General features: G+C 68.2%; 17 protein-coding genes. 8 read left to right on the top strand and 9 right to left on the bottom strand.

Translation table 11 applies throughout. The features are described from left to right. Positions 1 to 2: 2 nt before the first annotated feature. Both E6A21_RS01850 and E6A21_RS01855 read right to left on the bottom strand, forming a co-directional pair. Positions 3 to 899, bottom strand: a complete 897-nt coding sequence (locus E6A21_RS01850) for a glutamate ABC transporter substrate-binding protein (RefSeq protein ID WP_425471496.1) — start codon at positions 897 to 899, stop codon at positions 3 to 5. A 70-nt stretch (positions 900 to 969) separates the two neighbouring features. Continuing rightward, complete coding sequence (locus E6A21_RS01855; protein ID WP_138442417.1) at positions 970 to 1,725, bottom strand: amino acid ABC transporter ATP-binding protein; 756 nt, start codon at positions 1,723 to 1,725, stop codon at positions 970 to 972. A 92-nt stretch (positions 1,726 to 1,817) separates the two neighbouring features. Here E6A21_RS01855 and E6A21_RS01860 point away from each other — a divergent pair, with 92 nt between their 5' ends. The 4 genes from E6A21_RS01860 to E6A21_RS01875 all read left to right on the top strand — a co-directional run bounded on the left by E6A21_RS01860 (position 1,818) and on the right by E6A21_RS01875 (position 4,562). Beyond that, positions 1,818 to 2,663 carry an LOG family protein gene (locus tag E6A21_RS01860; RefSeq protein ID WP_138442418.1) on the top strand — a complete coding sequence of 282 codons (846 nt, stop codon included), beginning with the start codon at positions 1,818 to 1,820 and terminating at the stop codon, positions 2,661 to 2,663. Continuing rightward, on the top strand, positions 2,660 to 2,986 hold the full coding sequence (locus E6A21_RS01865) for a DivIVA domain-containing protein (protein WP_138442419.1): 327 nt from the start codon (positions 2,660 to 2,662) through the stop codon (positions 2,984 to 2,986). Before E6A21_RS01860 ends, E6A21_RS01865 begins: the two co-directional genes overlap by 4 nt. After that, positions 2,983 to 4,248 (top strand): hypothetical protein, encoded by a 1,266-nt coding sequence (locus E6A21_RS01870; protein ID WP_246036125.1) that lies wholly within the window; start codon positions 2,983 to 2,985, stop codon positions 4,246 to 4,248. The genes E6A21_RS01865 and E6A21_RS01870 overlap by 4 nt, the downstream gene beginning before the upstream one ends. Positions 4,249 to 4,394: 146 nt before the next feature. Next, on the top strand, positions 4,395 to 4,562 hold the full coding sequence (locus E6A21_RS01875; RefSeq protein WP_138414063.1) for a DUF3117 domain-containing protein: 168 nt from the start codon (positions 4,395 to 4,397) through the stop codon (positions 4,560 to 4,562). Between the two features lie 126 nt (positions 4,563 to 4,688). Here the strand turns inward: E6A21_RS01875 and E6A21_RS01880 are convergent, their stop codons facing one another. Beyond that, on the bottom strand, positions 4,689 to 5,318 hold the full coding sequence (locus E6A21_RS01880; protein ID WP_138442420.1) for an O-methyltransferase: 630 nt from the start codon (positions 5,316 to 5,318) through the stop codon (positions 4,689 to 4,691). A 194-nt stretch (positions 5,319 to 5,512) separates the two neighbouring features. Between E6A21_RS01880 and sigE the strand changes: the two genes are divergently transcribed. The 3 genes from sigE (at position 5,513) to E6A21_RS01895 (ending at position 7,395) form a co-directional block, all read left to right on the top strand. Beyond that, entirely contained in the window at positions 5,513 to 6,130 is a 618-nt protein-coding gene (gene sigE, locus E6A21_RS01885; RefSeq protein ID WP_246036161.1) for an RNA polymerase sigma factor SigE, read from the top strand. An 8-nt stretch (positions 6,131 to 6,138) separates the two neighbouring features. Then, positions 6,139 to 6,894: a hypothetical protein gene (locus tag E6A21_RS01890; RefSeq protein ID WP_138442422.1), complete on the top strand. Its 756-nt coding sequence runs from the start codon at positions 6,139 to 6,141 to the stop codon at positions 6,892 to 6,894. A 99-nt stretch (positions 6,895 to 6,993) separates the two neighbouring features. After that, positions 6,994 to 7,395 carry a twin-arginine translocase TatA/TatE family subunit gene (locus E6A21_RS01895; RefSeq protein ID WP_138442423.1) on the top strand — a complete coding sequence of 134 codons (402 nt, stop codon included), beginning with the start codon at positions 6,994 to 6,996 and terminating at the stop codon, positions 7,393 to 7,395. A 52-nt stretch (positions 7,396 to 7,447) separates the two neighbouring features. Here E6A21_RS01895 and E6A21_RS01900 read toward each other — a convergent pair whose 3' ends face one another. From E6A21_RS01900 to E6A21_RS01910, 3 genes are read right to left on the bottom strand one after another with little or no spacing between them, the layout of a single operon-like run. Then, positions 7,448 to 8,563 (bottom strand): Mrp/NBP35 family ATP-binding protein, encoded by a 1,116-nt coding sequence (locus E6A21_RS01900; protein WP_138442424.1) that lies wholly within the window; start codon positions 8,561 to 8,563, stop codon positions 7,448 to 7,450. Then, entirely contained in the window at positions 8,560 to 9,177 is a 618-nt protein-coding gene (locus E6A21_RS01905) for a DUF1003 domain-containing protein (protein ID WP_138442425.1), read from the bottom strand. Before E6A21_RS01905 ends, E6A21_RS01900 begins: the two co-directional genes overlap by 4 nt. Beyond that, positions 9,170 to 10,456 carry a magnesium transporter MgtE N-terminal domain-containing protein gene (locus tag E6A21_RS01910; RefSeq protein ID WP_138442426.1) on the bottom strand — a complete coding sequence of 429 codons (1,287 nt, stop codon included), beginning with the start codon at positions 10,454 to 10,456 and terminating at the stop codon, positions 9,170 to 9,172. The genes E6A21_RS01905 and E6A21_RS01910 overlap by 8 nt, the downstream gene beginning before the upstream one ends. An 86-nt stretch (positions 10,457 to 10,542) precedes the next feature. Here E6A21_RS01910 and E6A21_RS01915 point away from each other — a divergent pair, with 86 nt between their 5' ends. After that, positions 10,543 to 11,493 carry a YflT domain-containing protein gene (locus E6A21_RS01915; protein ID WP_246036126.1) on the top strand — a complete coding sequence of 317 codons (951 nt, stop codon included), beginning with the start codon at positions 10,543 to 10,545 and terminating at the stop codon, positions 11,491 to 11,493. A 179-nt stretch (positions 11,494 to 11,672) separates the two neighbouring features. Here the strand turns inward: E6A21_RS01915 and E6A21_RS01920 are convergent, their stop codons facing one another. The 3 genes from E6A21_RS01920 to E6A21_RS01930 all read right to left on the bottom strand — a co-directional run bounded on the left by E6A21_RS01920 (position 11,673) and on the right by E6A21_RS01930 (position 14,974). After that, positions 11,673 to 12,932 carry a sugar ABC transporter permease gene (locus E6A21_RS01920; RefSeq protein ID WP_138442427.1) on the bottom strand — a complete coding sequence of 420 codons (1,260 nt, stop codon included), beginning with the start codon at positions 12,930 to 12,932 and terminating at the stop codon, positions 11,673 to 11,675. Then, on the bottom strand, positions 12,929 to 13,741 hold the full coding sequence (locus E6A21_RS01925; protein WP_138442675.1) for an ATP-binding cassette domain-containing protein: 813 nt from the start codon (positions 13,739 to 13,741) through the stop codon (positions 12,929 to 12,931). Before E6A21_RS01925 ends, E6A21_RS01920 begins: the two co-directional genes overlap by 4 nt. A gap of 120 nt (positions 13,742 to 13,861) precedes the next feature. After that, positions 13,862 to 14,974 (bottom strand): ABC transporter substrate-binding protein, encoded by a 1,113-nt coding sequence (locus tag E6A21_RS01930; RefSeq protein ID WP_138442428.1) that lies wholly within the window; start codon positions 14,972 to 14,974, stop codon positions 13,862 to 13,864. Positions 14,975 to 14,994: the final 20 nt, after the last annotated feature.

Below are 14,994 nucleotides of genomic sequence, written 5' to 3' on the forward strand. Positions count from 1 at the left end.
GATCAGTAGTTGTCGACGGCCGGCTGGTCGACCTTCGTCCCCGACTTCCCGAGGGTCGAGTTGTAGACCTTCTGCCAGGTGTCCTTGCCGTTCGTGAACATGTCGTTGATGAACTTCCGGAGGGCAGTGTCGCCCTTGGTGACGCCCACGCCGTACTTCTCCGTGGTGAACGGCTGCCCGACAACCTTGAGGTTGTCGGGGTCCTGGGAGGAATAGCCGAGGAGGATCGCCTGATCAGTGGTCACGGCGTCGACCTGGCCGTTCTTGAGCGCGTCCACGCACTGCGAGTAGGTGTCGAAGGACTGTGCCTTGGTCTGGGGGAAGTTCTTCTGGATGTTCTGCAGGGGCGTGGATCCGGTCGCCGAGCAGACGGTCTTGCCCGCGAGGTCTTTCTCGCTGTTGATCGTCGTGTTGTCCTTCTTCACGAGCAGGCCCTGCCCCGTGATGAAGTACGGACCCGCGAAGTCGACCTGCTTCTTGCGGCTGTCAGTGATGGAGTACGTGCCGACGTAGTAGTCGATGTCGCCGTTCTGAATGGCCGACTCCCGGTTCGCCGACGGGATCGGCTTGAACTCGATCTTGTCTGCGCCGTAGCCGAGGGAAGCGGCGATCCACTTCGCGATCTCGATGTCGAAGCCGCTGTACTGGCCGGTCGCGGCGTCCATGAAGCCGAGGCCGGGCTGATCCTGCTTGACCCCGATGCGGACCTTGCCGTTCGACTTCATCTTGTCGAACGTCGGGCTTCCGGAGAGGGAGGCGTTCGAGGCGACCGTGTAGGGGGCGGACGCGGACGGCCCGGAGCCGCCGGATCCCGAGTCCCCGCCACACGCGCTCAGCGCGAGTGCGAGTGCCGCTGCTGCGGCGGAGAATACGGCCTTCTTGGTGCGGAAGAGTGCCACGATATTCCTTTCTGGTGGGGGACGGACCCCTTTGGCGAGGAGGACGCTGGCAGAAAGCGGCCTCCTCGAGTCAGTGCGTGAGGATCTTGGACAGGAAGTCCTTGGCCCTCTCGCTGTGCGGGTTGGTGAAGAACTGTTCGGGCGGAGCCTGCTCGACGATCTGCCCGTCGGCCATGAACACGACGCGGTCCGCGGCCTTGCGGGCGAAGCCCATCTCGTGCGTCACGACGATCATGGTCATGCCCTCGCGGGCGAGCTCCACCATGACGTCGAGGACCTCGTTGATCATCTCGGGGTCCAGCGCCGACGTGGGCTCGTCGAACAGCATGACCTTGGGCTTCATCGCGAGAGCCCGAGCGATGGCGACGCGCTGCTGCTGGCCGCCCGAGAGCTGGGCGGGAAGCTTGGGCGCCTGATGGCCGACGCCGACGCGCTCGAGGAGCGCCATTGCCTCCTTCTCGGCGGTGGCCTTGTCCACGCCCTTGACCTTGATGGGGCCGAGGGTGACGTTCTCGAGGATCGTCTTGTGGGCGAAGAGGTTGAACGACTGGAAGACCATGCCGACGTCGGCCCGGAGCCGTGCGAGCTCCCGGCCTTCCTCGGGGAGCTTCTTCCCGTCGATCGAGATCTCGCCGGACTCGATGGTCTCGAGCCGGTTGATGGCCCGGCACAGCGTCGACTTCCCGGAGCCGGAGGGGCCGATGACGACCACGACCTCTCCCCTGCGGACATCGAGGTCGATGTCCCGCAGGACGTGGAGCTGGCCGAAGTGCTTGTTCACGCCCTGCACGGAGACAAGGGCAGCCGAGGGTGCTTCGGTTGTCATAGGGCCAATGTAACGGAAGCCACACCGCGGATCCCGCTACGCGGAGACGGGCCCTCCGATCGTGATCCAAGAGAGACCGCTAGCCTTGGACCATGACCACGGAATCACCGCGTCGCGACGATCGCTCAGTCCCTTCCCGGCGCAAGGGCCCGCTCGAGCTTCGGCGGCGGCAGGCCCTCCAGGGCACGTCGGACCAGCATCTCCTCGACTCCCAGGGGGCTGGCCGGTTCGTCCACACCGATCCGTGGCGCGTCATGCGGATTCAGAGCGAGTTCGTCGAGGGCTTCGGGGCGCTCGCTGAGCTCGGCCCCGCCATCAGCATCTTCGGTTCGGCCCGGACTCTGCCGGGCAGCGACTACTACGAGACGGCTGTCGAGATCGGGCGCCTGCTAGCGCGGGAGGGCGTCGCGGTCATCACGGGCGGCGGTCCGGGCTCGATGGAGGCCGCCAACCGCGGCGCCGTGGACGGCTCAGGGACGTCCGTCGGCCTCGGGATCGAGCTCCCGTTCGAGACGGGCTTCAACCCCTGGGTGGACCTCGGCGTCAACTTCCGCTACTTCTTCGCCCGCAAGACGATGTTCGTCAAGTACGCCCACGGCTTCGTCGTCCTGCCGGGCGGCCTCGGCACCCTCGACGAGCTGTTCGAGGCCATGGTCCTCGTCCAGACGGGCAAGGTGACCTCGTTCCCCATCGTGCTCGTCGGCACTCGATTCTGGGGCCCGATGGTCGACTGGATGCGCAATACCCTTCTGACCGAGGGGATGATCTCTCCGGAGGACATGCACCTCATCCAGATCACCGATACCGCCGAGGAAGCGGTCGAGCTCGTGCTGGCCGGGTTCCGCCGAGACGTGCAGGAACGGCGGGGCGGCATGTTCGGCTCGGCCGAAGAGGAGGAGGAAGAAGTGTGGTCTCCCGAGAAGGCTGACGGCGAGTGAGCTTCTTCCTTGTCGTCATCGCCATCGTGATCGCCGCTGGACTCGTCTGGGTCGGGACGCAGGTCTTCCGGGGCCGTTCCGTCCCGGAAGTCCTGGACCGCGGCCTCGAGGAGCCGCTGCGAGGGCTTCCGCCCGTCCTGCTTCCCGAGCGGCCAAGCGCGGACGACGTGGACCGGATCCGGTTCTCCCTCGGGCTGAGGGGCTACAGGATGGACCAGGTCGACGACGTCCTCGAGCGGCTGCGCGACCGCATCGCGGAGCAGGACGCCGAGATCGACCGGCTCCGCAGGCGCGCGCGTTCCGAGGTCGAGGCCGCGGAATGAGCCACGGGCTCGACGAGCGGGCCGGCGCAGCGCGCGGGGAGGCATCGTCGTCCCCCGTCCATGCGGCGCTCGCACGAGGCCTGCGGACGACGGCGGTGTGGCTCGCCCGGAGGCCGTGGTGGCTGCAGGTCGTACTCCTGTTCGCGCTATCACGGCTCGTCACGTTCGGCATCTTCGCGGCAGCCGCGCTCCAGCAGGGGACCAATCCGTGGTTCGGGCCGCACCCTGACTACTTCCACTTCCTGCAGATCTGGGACTCAGAGTGGTACGGGCGCATCATCCAGAACGGCTATCCCGCCGTCCTCCCGCGCTCGTCGACCGGGGCTGTCACCGAGAATGCATGGGCGTTCTACCCGGGCTTCCCCTATCTCGTGCGGTCCCTGGCGATTCTCACGGGCATCTCGTGGCAGATCCTCGAACAGGCTGTCGCGCTGCTCGCGGGCTTCGCCGCCGCACTCGGGGTCTATCGGCTGTTCCGGCATTTCGCGGGCCAGGGCACGTCCCTGTGGGGCGTCGTCTTCTTCGCGTTCTTCCCGGTCTCGGCGATCCTGCAGGTTCCGTATGCCGAATCACTGGGGATCGCGTTCCTGGCGTGGGCGCTCCTGTGGATTGTGGAGCGGCGCTACCTCATAGCGATCCCCGCCGTCGTGGCAGCGTGTCTCACCCGCCCGGTCGGCGTCCCCCTCGCGGCGATGCTCGCGGCCCTGTTCGTCGTCCGCTGGTTCTCGCGGCGCCGTCGTCCGCCCGCGCCCGGAGAGCTGCCGAGCCTCGCGGTGCTGACGGCGGCGACGGCGGCTTCGGCCCTCGCCTGGCCGGCCATCGCGTGGGCGGCCACGGGGGTCATGACCGCGTACACCGACACCGAGGCGGTCTGGCGGGGGAGCGACCTCGTGCCGTTCATGCCCTGGTTCGACACGGGCAGCTACCTCTTCGGCCCCGTGCTCGGGGCAGTTGCGCCCTTCGTGCTGGTCGCGGTCGTGACGCTCTACCTCACGAGCTCGCACGTCAAGCTCATCGGGGTCGAGCTGAGACTGTGGTGCGCAGCCTACGCGCTGTTCCTCCTGGCGTTCCTCTACCCCCAGACGAGCACCTTCCGGATGATGCTCCCGTTCTTCCCGCTCGCCCTGGCCGCCGCCGCGATCTCCCGTTCACGCGCCTACCGTGGCTCGGTGCTCGTGATGTTCGTGCTCCTGCAGATCGTCTGGGTCGTGTGGCTCTGGGACTGGGCCGAGCTCCCGGGCGGCGGCGACTGGCCCCCGTGACCGGCGAGCTTGGCTACCCCGTGGTATCCCTACTGATAATGTAAAGGTCAAGCACAGGGTGGCGAGGCTCCCATCACCTCGGTGAGCGGAGGCGCGTCCGACAGCCTGCAGATTCGTGTGGGCACACTACTGGAGGGGAAGCTCAGATGGCAGCCATGAAACCGCGTACCGGGGACGGCCCGATGGAGGTCACCAAGGAGGGCCGCAGCCTGATCATGCGGGTTCCCCTCGAGGGCGGTGGGCGGCTCGTCGTCGAGCTCAATGCCGAAGAGGCTGCGCAGCTCAAGGAGTGCCTCGTCGGCGTTACCGAGTGAACTGACCCTCGCGCAGACTCTGCGAAGCGAAGGAGGCTGGCCCTTGTGGCAGCCTCCTTCCTCTTTATGCCAGCCACTCCTCACGTTTATGCCAGCCACTCCTCACGAGGCCTTCCCAACCGGTCTTCAGCGGCGGGAGGCGAGGAACAGCCCGGGTCCCGTCGGCAGCAGCGCAGTGTCGAGGCGGTCGTCTTCGAGGAGCCGCCGGTGCAGCGCGCGGAGCCGCACGGCGCTCGTCTCGCGCTGCGCCGGGTTGGCGACGCGGTCGTGGTCGAGGGCGTCGTTGATGACGAGCAGGCCGCCCTCGCGCAGGAGCCGCACCCCTTCCTCGGCGTAGTCCGGCGTTCCTCCCGGGTCTGCGTCGAGGAACACCAGGTCATACGAGGCATCGTTGAGCCGGGGGAGGACAGCTTGGGCGCGGCCGGGGATGGTGCGGACCCGGCTCGATGGGATGCCAGCCTCACCGAATGCCTGCCGGGCGGCCTTGAGGTGCTCGATGTCGGTGTCGATCGTCGTGAACGTCGACCGGCTGGGAAGCCCGCGGAGCAGGCAGACGCCTGAGACGCCGGCGCCCGTGCCGACTTCGACGACGGCGTGCGCCTTGGAGGCTGCGGCGAGCACCGTGAGGACGGCGCCGACGCCAGGGGAGACGGGAGACACGCCCAGCTCGAGGGACCTTTCGCGCGCACGGGCCACGACTGTGTCCTCGACGGCAAGACCCTCGGCGTAGGACCAGCTCGCGGACTTGTCGGTCATGCTAGGAACGCTTTCGGCTCGGGATGCCTCAAGCCTATCCTCTCGGCGGACCCGCACCGAGCTACGCTCTCGGCGGAATGGCCAGCGAACGTTCAGCAAGGACTGTCACACTGGGGTTCCGCAGCGGTTGCAGGTGGATCAGGAGTCCATCGCACAGTGCGGCCGCCGATGCTGTGAAGGTGAGGTGCGTGGACGTGCTCAAGCAACGTGCTGCGACCCCCGAGACCCCCACGGAGCTGGCCCCTGCCGACTGGGTGCCTCCCACATGGGAAGAAGTGGTTGCCCAGCACTCCGCGAAGGTATACCGCCTGGCCTATCGGCTGACCGGAAATCAGCACGATGCCGAAGACCTCACCCAAGAGGTCTTCGTCCGGGTGTTCCGCTCGCTCGAGAACTTCAAGCCCGGCACGCTCGACGGCTGGCTCCACCGCATCACCACGAACCTCTTCCTCGACCAGGCGCGACGCCGGAACCGCATCCGGTTCGATGCGCTCGCCGAGGACGCCGAGGCCAAGATCCCGGGCCGCGAGCCCGGCCCTGAGCGCAGCTACGAGATGAACAACCTCGATCTCGACGTCCAGGCCGCCCTCGAGGAGCTCCCGCCGGACTTCCGCGCCGCCGTCGTGCTGTGCGACCTCGAGGGACTCTCCTACGATGAGGTCGCAGCCGCGCTCGGCGTCAAGCTCGGCACTGTGCGCTCGCGGATTCACCGCGGCCGCACCCTCCTGCGCGAGAAGCTCGCGCACCGTGACCCGCGCCGGGGCGCCGGGAAGCCTCGGCTCACTCTCCCCCGCGTCGCGGGCCTCCGCTGAGGCGGGGCATGCGCGAACGACGGCGACTGGGACCCTTGGGCGGCTCGACCGACCATGGCCGGGACGCGGTGCACGTGCAGTCGTGTGCCGAATGCCGGGGCGCGCTCGAGAGCGAACGGCGCTATCTCGCCGCGCTCCGTGACGCGCCTGTGCCCATGGCCAGCTCAGCCCTCACGCAGCGGCTGCTCGAGCAGACCCGCGAGCTCGCCCTCGAGGCGGAACTTGCCGAGCACGTGGCGTCGTCGAAGGGCCGCGTGCTGCGTGCTGCCGCCGTGGTCCTGACCGTTGCCGCCGCTGCATTGGCCGCGCTCGCCGTCACGGCCTACGCCGTGGCCGGCGACCCTACGGCGGCGTCGCCGACGGCGAGCTGGCCGGCGGTTGTCGGGATGGACGACGGCGGCCGGGTCCTCACGTCCTCGGACCTCCGCGCGCTCTCGGCAGACGGCTGGAACTGCCCCGAGCTCGAACAGAACGGACTGCACGTCGAGTCCGCCAAGGGCTTCATCCTCAACGGTGTGCCGACCCTTGTAGTGCGGATGGGCGACGGCGCCCATGCGATCTCGCTCATGGAGCAGCACGGGGCCAAGGACAGTACGGGTGCCCCGCAGACGACTGTCCTCGCCTCCGACTTCCCGTCGACGGAGACCGCGAGCCTGGTCCGCGAGATGGTTTCCCCCCTGCGCACTCAGCCGCCTGCCGAGAGCCCCACGGACCGTCTCGCGCGCGGCCTGCACCTTGTCCTGAGCGCAGCAGGACGGCCCTGAATGGGGCACGATGTCTTCGAACGACTCGGAACGCTGCTTGCGCGGGCCGAGTGCAGGGCAGAATCGTCCGCGCCGAGGCGCAGAAGGTAATCTTCGATCGTGCCCGGAATGAATGAGCTCTTCATCCTGCTGGTCATCGCAGTTCTGGTGATCGGCCCCAAGCGTCTGCCCGAATACACGCAGAAGCTGACGAACATCGTCCGGGAGGTCCGTCGGATGGCGTCGGGAGCGAGGGAGCAGCTCAAGGAGGAGACGGGCGTCGACCTCGACGAGGTCGACTGGCGAAAGTACGACCCGCGTCAGTACGATCCCCGCAAGATCATCCGCGACGCCCTGCTCGAGGACGATTCCTCTTCCACCCCTTCGCCGGCCCCTGCCCCCGCTGCCGCGGAGGCCGCGTCGGCGTCCCCCTCAGCCGAGCCCGGATCCGGTGCTCCACTGCGTGTTGCCGAGCGTCTGGCCCCCGGTCAGCCGGCGCCTTTCGACAGCGACGCGACCTGAGGCCAGCGCGGTGGCCTAGGTGCCTCGCGCGACCTGAGGCCCTCGCTCTCGCCTAGCGGGGGGTCATGCCGAGGCTGCGGCCCACGAGCCCCCGTGGTGCGGCGGACAGCTGGTCGGCGATGCGCTTGAGTGCCACGGCCGCGGGAGAGTCGGGGGCGCTCAGGACAATGGGCTCGCCTGCGTCCCCGCCCTCGCGCAGGGCGACGTCGAGCGGCACCTGGCCGAGGAGCGGCACCGGAGTGTCGAGCGTCTCGGAGAGCCGTCCCGCGACCCGCTCGCCGCCCCCGCTCCCGAAGACCTCCAGGACCGTGCCGTCGGGAAGGGTCATCCCCGACATGTTCTCAATGACGCCCGCGACGCGCTGGCCGGTTTGGGTCGACACGGATCCGGCGCGCTCGGCGACGTCGGCTGCCGCGGCCTGGGGCGTCGTGACGACCAGGAGATTCGCGCTGGGCAGGAGCTGGGAGACTGAAATGGCGACGTCGCCCGTGCCCGGCGGGAGATCGAGGAAGAGGACGTCCAGGTCGCCGAAGTAGACGTCCGTGAGGAACTGTTCGATCGCGCGGTGCAGCATCGGTCCGCGCCATACGACGGGCTGGTTGCCCGTCACGAACATGCCGATGGAAATGGCCTTCACGTCGTGCGCGACCGGCGGGAGGATCATGTCGTCCACCTGGGTCGGGCCCTGGCTGATCCCGAGGAGCGCGGGCACCGAGAAGCCATGGACGTCCGCGTCCACGATCCCGACCCGCAGCCCGCGAGCGGCAAGCTCGCACGCGAGGTTCACGGTCACCGAGGACTTTCCCACCCCGCCCTTGCCGCTCGCAACCGCAAAGACCTTGGTGAGCGATTCGGGGCGGCTGAAAGGGATGCCGCGCCCGGGCCGCAGGTGCTCCTTGAGCGCCTGCCGCTGCTCGGGCGTCATGACGTCGAGCTCGACGTCGACCTCCGCCACGCCTGGAACGTCCCGGAGAGCGGCGCGGACATCGCCCTCGATCGTGCTCCGCAGGGGGCACCCGGAGATGGTCAGCAGAACGCGCACGGCGACACGGCCGCCGTCGACCGCGACCCCCGCGAGCATGCCGAGCTCGACGATGGGGCGTCGCAGCTCAGGGTCGACGACGGTCGAGAGTGCGGCGCGGACGGCCGCCTCGTCGGGTGGGGTCACTGGTGGCCAGTCCTTTCGGGCGCAACGCCTTCCGGCGCCTCCACGTTGTTGAGGCTCGGGCGTTCCTTCTTCTCCTTGCGCTGCTTGCGCGCGGACGCTGCGACGGCCGCGTCCCGGTCCGCGAGCTCTTCGAGGATCGAGCGCAGTTCCGCTCGCAGCTCGGCACGGACGAAGTCGCGCGTTGCCACCTCCCGCATCGAGAGCCGCAGCGACGCGAGCTCCCGCGTCAGGTACTCGGTGTCCGCGAGGTTGCGTTCGTTGCGGGACCGGTCCTGCTCGATCTGGACGCGGTCGCGGTCGTCCTGCCGGTTCTGCGCAAGCAGGATGAGCGGCGCGGCGTACGAGGCCTGCAGCGACAGGATGAGCGTGAGCAGCGTGAAGTTGAGCGACTTCGGGTCGAACTGCCACTCCGCGGGGGCGAGCGTGTTCCAGCAGAGCCACAGGACGCAGAAGAGCGACATGTAGACGAGGAACTGGGGCGTGCCCATGTAGCGGGCGAATCGTTCGGCGAACTGCCCGAAGGCGTCCGTATTGGGATTGAACGCGGGCAGGAGCCGCGCACGGTTCTCGAGCGGAGTGTCCAGACCTGGCAGCAGTTTGCGGGGATCAGCCAAAGCGGCCTCCGAACTTCTTCAGCGGCGGCGCGTCGTCGTCGTCGTGGGTGCGCCAGTCGTCGGGCAGGAGGTGGTCGAGCAGGTCGTCCACGGTGACGGCGCCAACGAGGCGGCCTCCCTCGTTGACGACAGCGAGCGAGTTGAGGTTGTACTGCGCCATCGCATGGGCCACCTCGTTGACCGCCGCGAGGTCCGAGACAGGCTCGAGCCCCTTGTCCACGATCGAGCCGAGCTGCTCGGGCGGTGCGCTCCTCAGCAGCTGCTGGATGTGGACCGTGCCGAGGTAGCGGCCGGTCGGGGTCTCGAGCGGCGGGCGGCAGATGAAGACTGCAGAGGCGAGAGCGGGGCTGAGCTCCTCGCGCCGCACGTGGGCGAGAGCATCGGCCACGGTGGCCTCGGGAGGGAGGACGACCGGCACGGGAGTCATGATCGAACCCGCCGTGCCCTCGTCGTACTGGAGCAGGCGGCGGACGTCGTCGGCTTCCTCGGGCTCCATGAGCTGGAGGAGCTCCTCGGCCTTCTCCGCCGGGAGGTCGGCAAGGAGATCGGCGGCATCGTCCGGGTCCATCTCCTCGAGGACGTCGGCGGCGCGCTCGTTGTCGAGCGAGGAGAGGATCTCCACCTGGTCGTCCTCCGGGAGCTCCTGGAGGACGTCCGCGAGGCGCTCGTCCTGCAGCTCCGAGACGACCTCGAACCGCCGCTGATCGCTCATCTCCTGGATCGCGTCGGCGAAGTCGGCGGGGCGGAGGTCCTCATGGCTTGCGAGGAAGTGGGTCGCGGCGCGGGTCGCTCCGCGCGTGTCGAGCCGCGCGTCCTCCCAGTCCACCAGGACGGTTTCGCCGCGGCGCAGGCTGCGCAGTCCGCGGCCCGGCGCCTCCCGCCGGACGAACAGCTTGCTCACGAGCCAATCGCCGTTGCGCTGCTGGTCCATGGCCACATCCTCGACAGTGGCGTGAGCACCGTCGTCCACGAGTGTGACCCGATGGTCGAAGAGGTCGCCGAGTACGAGCATCTCGGCGCCGCGCTGCTCGAAGCGGCGGAGGTTCACCAAGCCGGTCGTGATGACCTGGAACTGGTCCATCGACGTCACGCGCGTCATCGGCACGAACACACGGCGCTTGCCCGGGACCTCGACGACCACGCCGACGGCCTGCGGCGCGCGCTGACCGCGGGGGATGACGACGACGTCCCGCAGGCGACCCACCCGGTCGCCGAGAGGGTCGAACACGTCGAGGCCGAGGAGGCGCGCGACGAATACGCGGGTGGGAATGGGACTCACGTCCCTAGGCTACTCCAGCGGCAAGTCGCTGCTCACTCTGAGCGGAAACACAGGCCAGAGGCGGCTTCTCGGGTAAGAATAAAGGCATGTCGAACATCTTCGGGTCATCCGGCCAGATCGATCAGACGCGGTCCCTCCCGCAGGGCGACGTGATCGGATCGTACACCTCCTATCTCGATGCCCAGAAGGCGGTCGACTACCTCGCGGACCAGCAGTTCCCCGTTGAGGTCGTCGCGATCGTGGGCAACGACCTCAAGCTCGTGGAACGCGTCACGGGCCGCCTGAGCTATCCGCGGGTCGCGCTCAACAGCGCCCTGAGCGGCATGTGGTTCGGGCTCTTCGTCGGGGTGCTGCTCTCGTTCTTCTCGTCGGGCGCGGGCTACTTCTCGATCATCACCTCGGTACTCATGGGCGCCGCGTTCTTCATGCTCTTCGGCATCGTCACGTACGCGATGCAGCGCGGCAAGCGGGACTTCACGTCCACGAGCCAGGTCGTGCCGACGAGCTACGACGTCGTCGTGGCGTTCGAGGCCGCGGCCGAGGCGCGCCGCCTCCTCCACCAGCTCCCGATGGGGCAGAGCCAGCAGGGCTGGGGTGGCCAGCAGCCGTGGCAGCAAGGTCAGCCGGGGCAGCACCAGGACCCGGGGCAGCAGCCGGGCCCGTGGCAGGACCCGAACCAGCACGGCCCCCAGCACGGCCCCCAGCAGGGCCCGAGCCAGCAGGGTCCGCAGCGGCCCACGGGCTGGACCGATCCCTACGGCGTGAACTCGCGGCAGCCCGGCCAAGAGCACCCCGTCGAGCAGCAGGAACCCGTGCAGCCGCCCCGGACGGGGTCCGGCTATCACGACCTGCCGGACGGCCGCCCCCAGTACGGCGTCCGTATCGACCCGGGCCATCCCCAAGGCCCCGAGCCGGGGCGGGAAGGGCAACCGGATGGCCCCGCCGCGGGCGCGGAGAACGCCGCCAGTGCGGAGAACGCCGCCGGTGCAGAGAATGCGGGCGCGGAGAACAAGGACGACGGCGCCCCGGAGCGCTGAGCCTCCCGAACAAAGCGCTGAGTCTCCCGAACAAAGCGCTGAGTCTCCCGAACAAAGTTGAGCCTCCCGAACAAGAAGGGCGGTCGGCCAGCTGGCCGACCGCCCTTCTTTGCGGCTAGGTCGTTCTAGTCCGGTGGTGCCGTTCGGAGCCCCGTCGTCCTTCGCGGGGCGCCGCCTGGCTACGCCTGGCCGTGCGAAGCCCGCGACCGGCGGGAGAGGGAATCGATGATGACCGCGAGCAGCAGGACGGCGCCGGTGATCATGAAGCGGATCGAGGCGTCGAGGTTCAGCAGGGTCAGGCCGCTCGAGATCGACTGGATGACGAGGATGCCGAGGAGCGCAGACCAAGCGCTTCCTCGTCCGCCGAAGAGGCTGGTGCCGCCGATGACGGCAGCGGCGATCGCGTTGAGGTTGGTGTCGGTGCCGCCGCTCGAGGCACCCACCGACGCGAGGCGGGCTGCGGCGAGGAGGCCACCGAGCGCGGCGAACGTCGAGCACAGCACGAAGACGCTGATGTAGATGCGGTTGACCTTGATGCCGGCACGGCGTGCCGCTTCGACCGAGCCGCCGACGGCGAAGACTGCACGACCCCAACGGGTGCGGGTGAGCAGGAAGTTCATCAGGACCACGAGCAGCACGAAGAAGACGAACATGGCCCCGACGCCGCGGTCGGTGGCGAGGTACCAGACGCTCACTCCGAGTGCGACGAGGAGAAGGCCCGCCTTGACCAGCATGACGCTCATCGATCCGGACGAGAGGCCTGCGGCCCGCCGACGCCGCGACCGGCGCCAGTCGCTCCAGAACAGGCCGAGTGCTGCGACCGCGGCGAGCGCGTAGGCCGCCCACGGAGGCAGGAACATCTGCTGTGCGAAGGTCACGAGCCACGTGCTGAACGGGATGTTGATCGAACTGTTCGGGCCCAGAACCCAGAGCTGCAGACCGAGGAAGCCGAGCAGGCCGGCAAGGGTGATGACGAAGCTCGGGACGCCGAAGCGGGTGAAGAGCAGACCGTAGATGAGGCCCGCCACCGTTCCGGCGAGGACGGAGGCGATCACCGTGAGCACGGAGTTCCAGTGCAGCTGGGTGAGCGTCACGCCGAGGACGGCCGCCGAGAGGCCGCTGACGGAACCGACTGACAGGTCGATCTCGCCGAGCAGCAGGACGAGGACGATGCCGATCGAGATCGTTCCGATCGCGGCGCACTGGAGGCTGAGGTTCACCAGGTTGTCGGCCGAGAGGAACGCGGGGTTCAGGATCTGGAAGACAGCCCAGATCACGATCAGCCCGATGACGACGGGGAGCGAGCCCAAGTCTCCGCTCCGCACTCGGCGGATGAAGCCCTCGACGGCCCCTGTGAGGCCCTCCCCGTGGAAGAGCCGTTCGTCCTGCAGGTCGGCCGCGCGTTCCGCCTGGCTGCCTGCCGTGGCGGTGTTGCTCATGATGCGTTCCTCTCGGTGTTGCGGGCTTCTGCTCGGCGGGTGACGACGTTGTCGGTCGCGCCGGTGATCGCGGAGATGATCTCTTCGTAGCTGACGTCCGGAACCCGGAAGTTGCCGTTGTTGCGGCCGAGGCGGAGGACCGCCACGCGGTCGGCCACGGCCTGCACGTCGGCCATATTGTGGCTGATCAGGATGACGCCGAGGCCCCGTTCGCGGAGGCGCTCGATCAGATTCAGGACCTCAGCGGTCTGCGCGACGCCGAGCGCCGCGGTCGGCTCGTCGAGGATCACGATGCGGGGCTCCCCGATGAGGGAGCGTGCGATGGCCACAGTCTGGCGCTGGCCGCCGGACAGGGAGGCCACCGCGATCCGCACGGAGGGAATGCGGGCCGAGAGCTGACGGAGCAGGCTCCACGAGCGCTTCTCCATCTCTTCCTCGTCGAGCGTGCCCTTGGTGATCTCGCGGCCGAGGAAGAGGTTCGAGACGACGTCCAGGTTGTCGCAGAGGGCAAGGTCCTGGAAGACAGTGGCAATGCCCAGCTCGCGGGACGCGGCTGGGCTGCCGATGCTGACCGGCTGGCCATCGAAGGCGATGCTTCCCGCGTCGTGCGAATAGACGCCGGCGAGGATCTTGACGAGGGTCGACTTGCCGGCGCCGTTGTCGCCGACAATGGCGACCACTTCACCGGCGTGGACGTCGAGATCGATTTCGGTGAGGGCCTGGACAGCGCCGAATCCCTTGGAGATGCCTCGGAGAGACAGGACGGGTTGGCGCGTCGCCGGTTCGGGCTCGGCGATGGCGGGGTCCATCGTCACGGCGTTCTCCTTTGAGCTGGTGGTTCTAGAAGTGCTGCTATCTGAAAGGGTACGAGTGCACGGCAGCGGACGGAGGGCCCGAGGTCGGTCCCTCCGTCCGGCGTCGGCTAACTGCTACTTGATGCCGTACTTCGCGCACGCAGCTGCGTACGTGCTCGTGCAGATCTGCGCTGCCGAATTGGATCCATAGAAGTTGTCCTTGACAACCGTGGACTCGATGTTCGTGGCGGTCACCGCGACGGGGGTGAGCAGGAACGACTGGATGGCGCTGCCGCCCGTCGTGTTGACCGTCGTGTCGCCGTTCGGCTTCTTGCCGTTGACGAGGTCGATGGCGAGCTGGGCAGCGCGCTCGGCTTCAGGCTTGATCGCCTTGTAGACCGTCATGTACTGGTCTCCCGAGAGGATGCGCTGGATACCCGCGAGCTCAGCGTCCTGGCCCGTCACAGGCGGGATCGGCGTCACGTTGGCGGCCTTGAGGGCTGCCACTGCACCGCCGCCGGTGCCGTCGTTCGCCGCGTAGACGCCCTTGACCTTGCCGCCGAACTGGGTGATCTGGCCTGCGACCCAGTTCTGGGCCTGTGCCGGGTCCCAGCCGGGCGTGTCGTACTCGGCGAGGACCTTGTAGCCGCTCGAGTCGATGGCCGAGTGCGCGCCCTTCTTGAACATCGCTGCGTTCGGATCGGTCGGCGAGCCGTTGACCATGAGGATTCCGCTGCCGGCCGGGACGTTGTCCTGCTTGAGCTTGTCCACCAGCGCCTGGCCCTGGAGTTGGCCGACCTTCTCGTTGTCGAACGAGACGTAGTAGTTCACGTCGGGGCTGTTCGTCAGGCGGTCGTAGGAGACCACGGGCACGTTCTTGGCCTTCGCCTCATTGACGATCGAGGCCGCAGCCTGGCCGTCGAATGGATCGAGGACGAGCACCTTGGCGCCCTGGGTCAGGAGCGACTCGGCCTGCTGCTGCTGGGTGCTCGCGCTGCCGTTCGCATTCGCGTAGAGGACCTGGCAGCCCGAGCACAGGGACTTGATCTGGGACTCGAAGAACGGCTTGTCAGCCGCCTCGTATCGGGCTGTCACCGAATCCGGCAGGAGCAGACCGATCTTCGCGGTGCTGGCGTCCGCGGCGCTCGACGAGCCGGTGCTGGCTCCGTTCGAACATCCAGCCATGGAAACGGCCGTGAGCAGGACCGCGGCCGAAGCGACGACCGCTCGCATGGTGGCGATCTTCATTGAAAAAACCTCCCATTCGC

Source organism: Sinomonas susongensis (assembly GCF_005877005.1).
GTDB lineage: Bacteria > Actinomycetota > Actinomycetes > Actinomycetales > Micrococcaceae > Sinomonas > Sinomonas susongensis.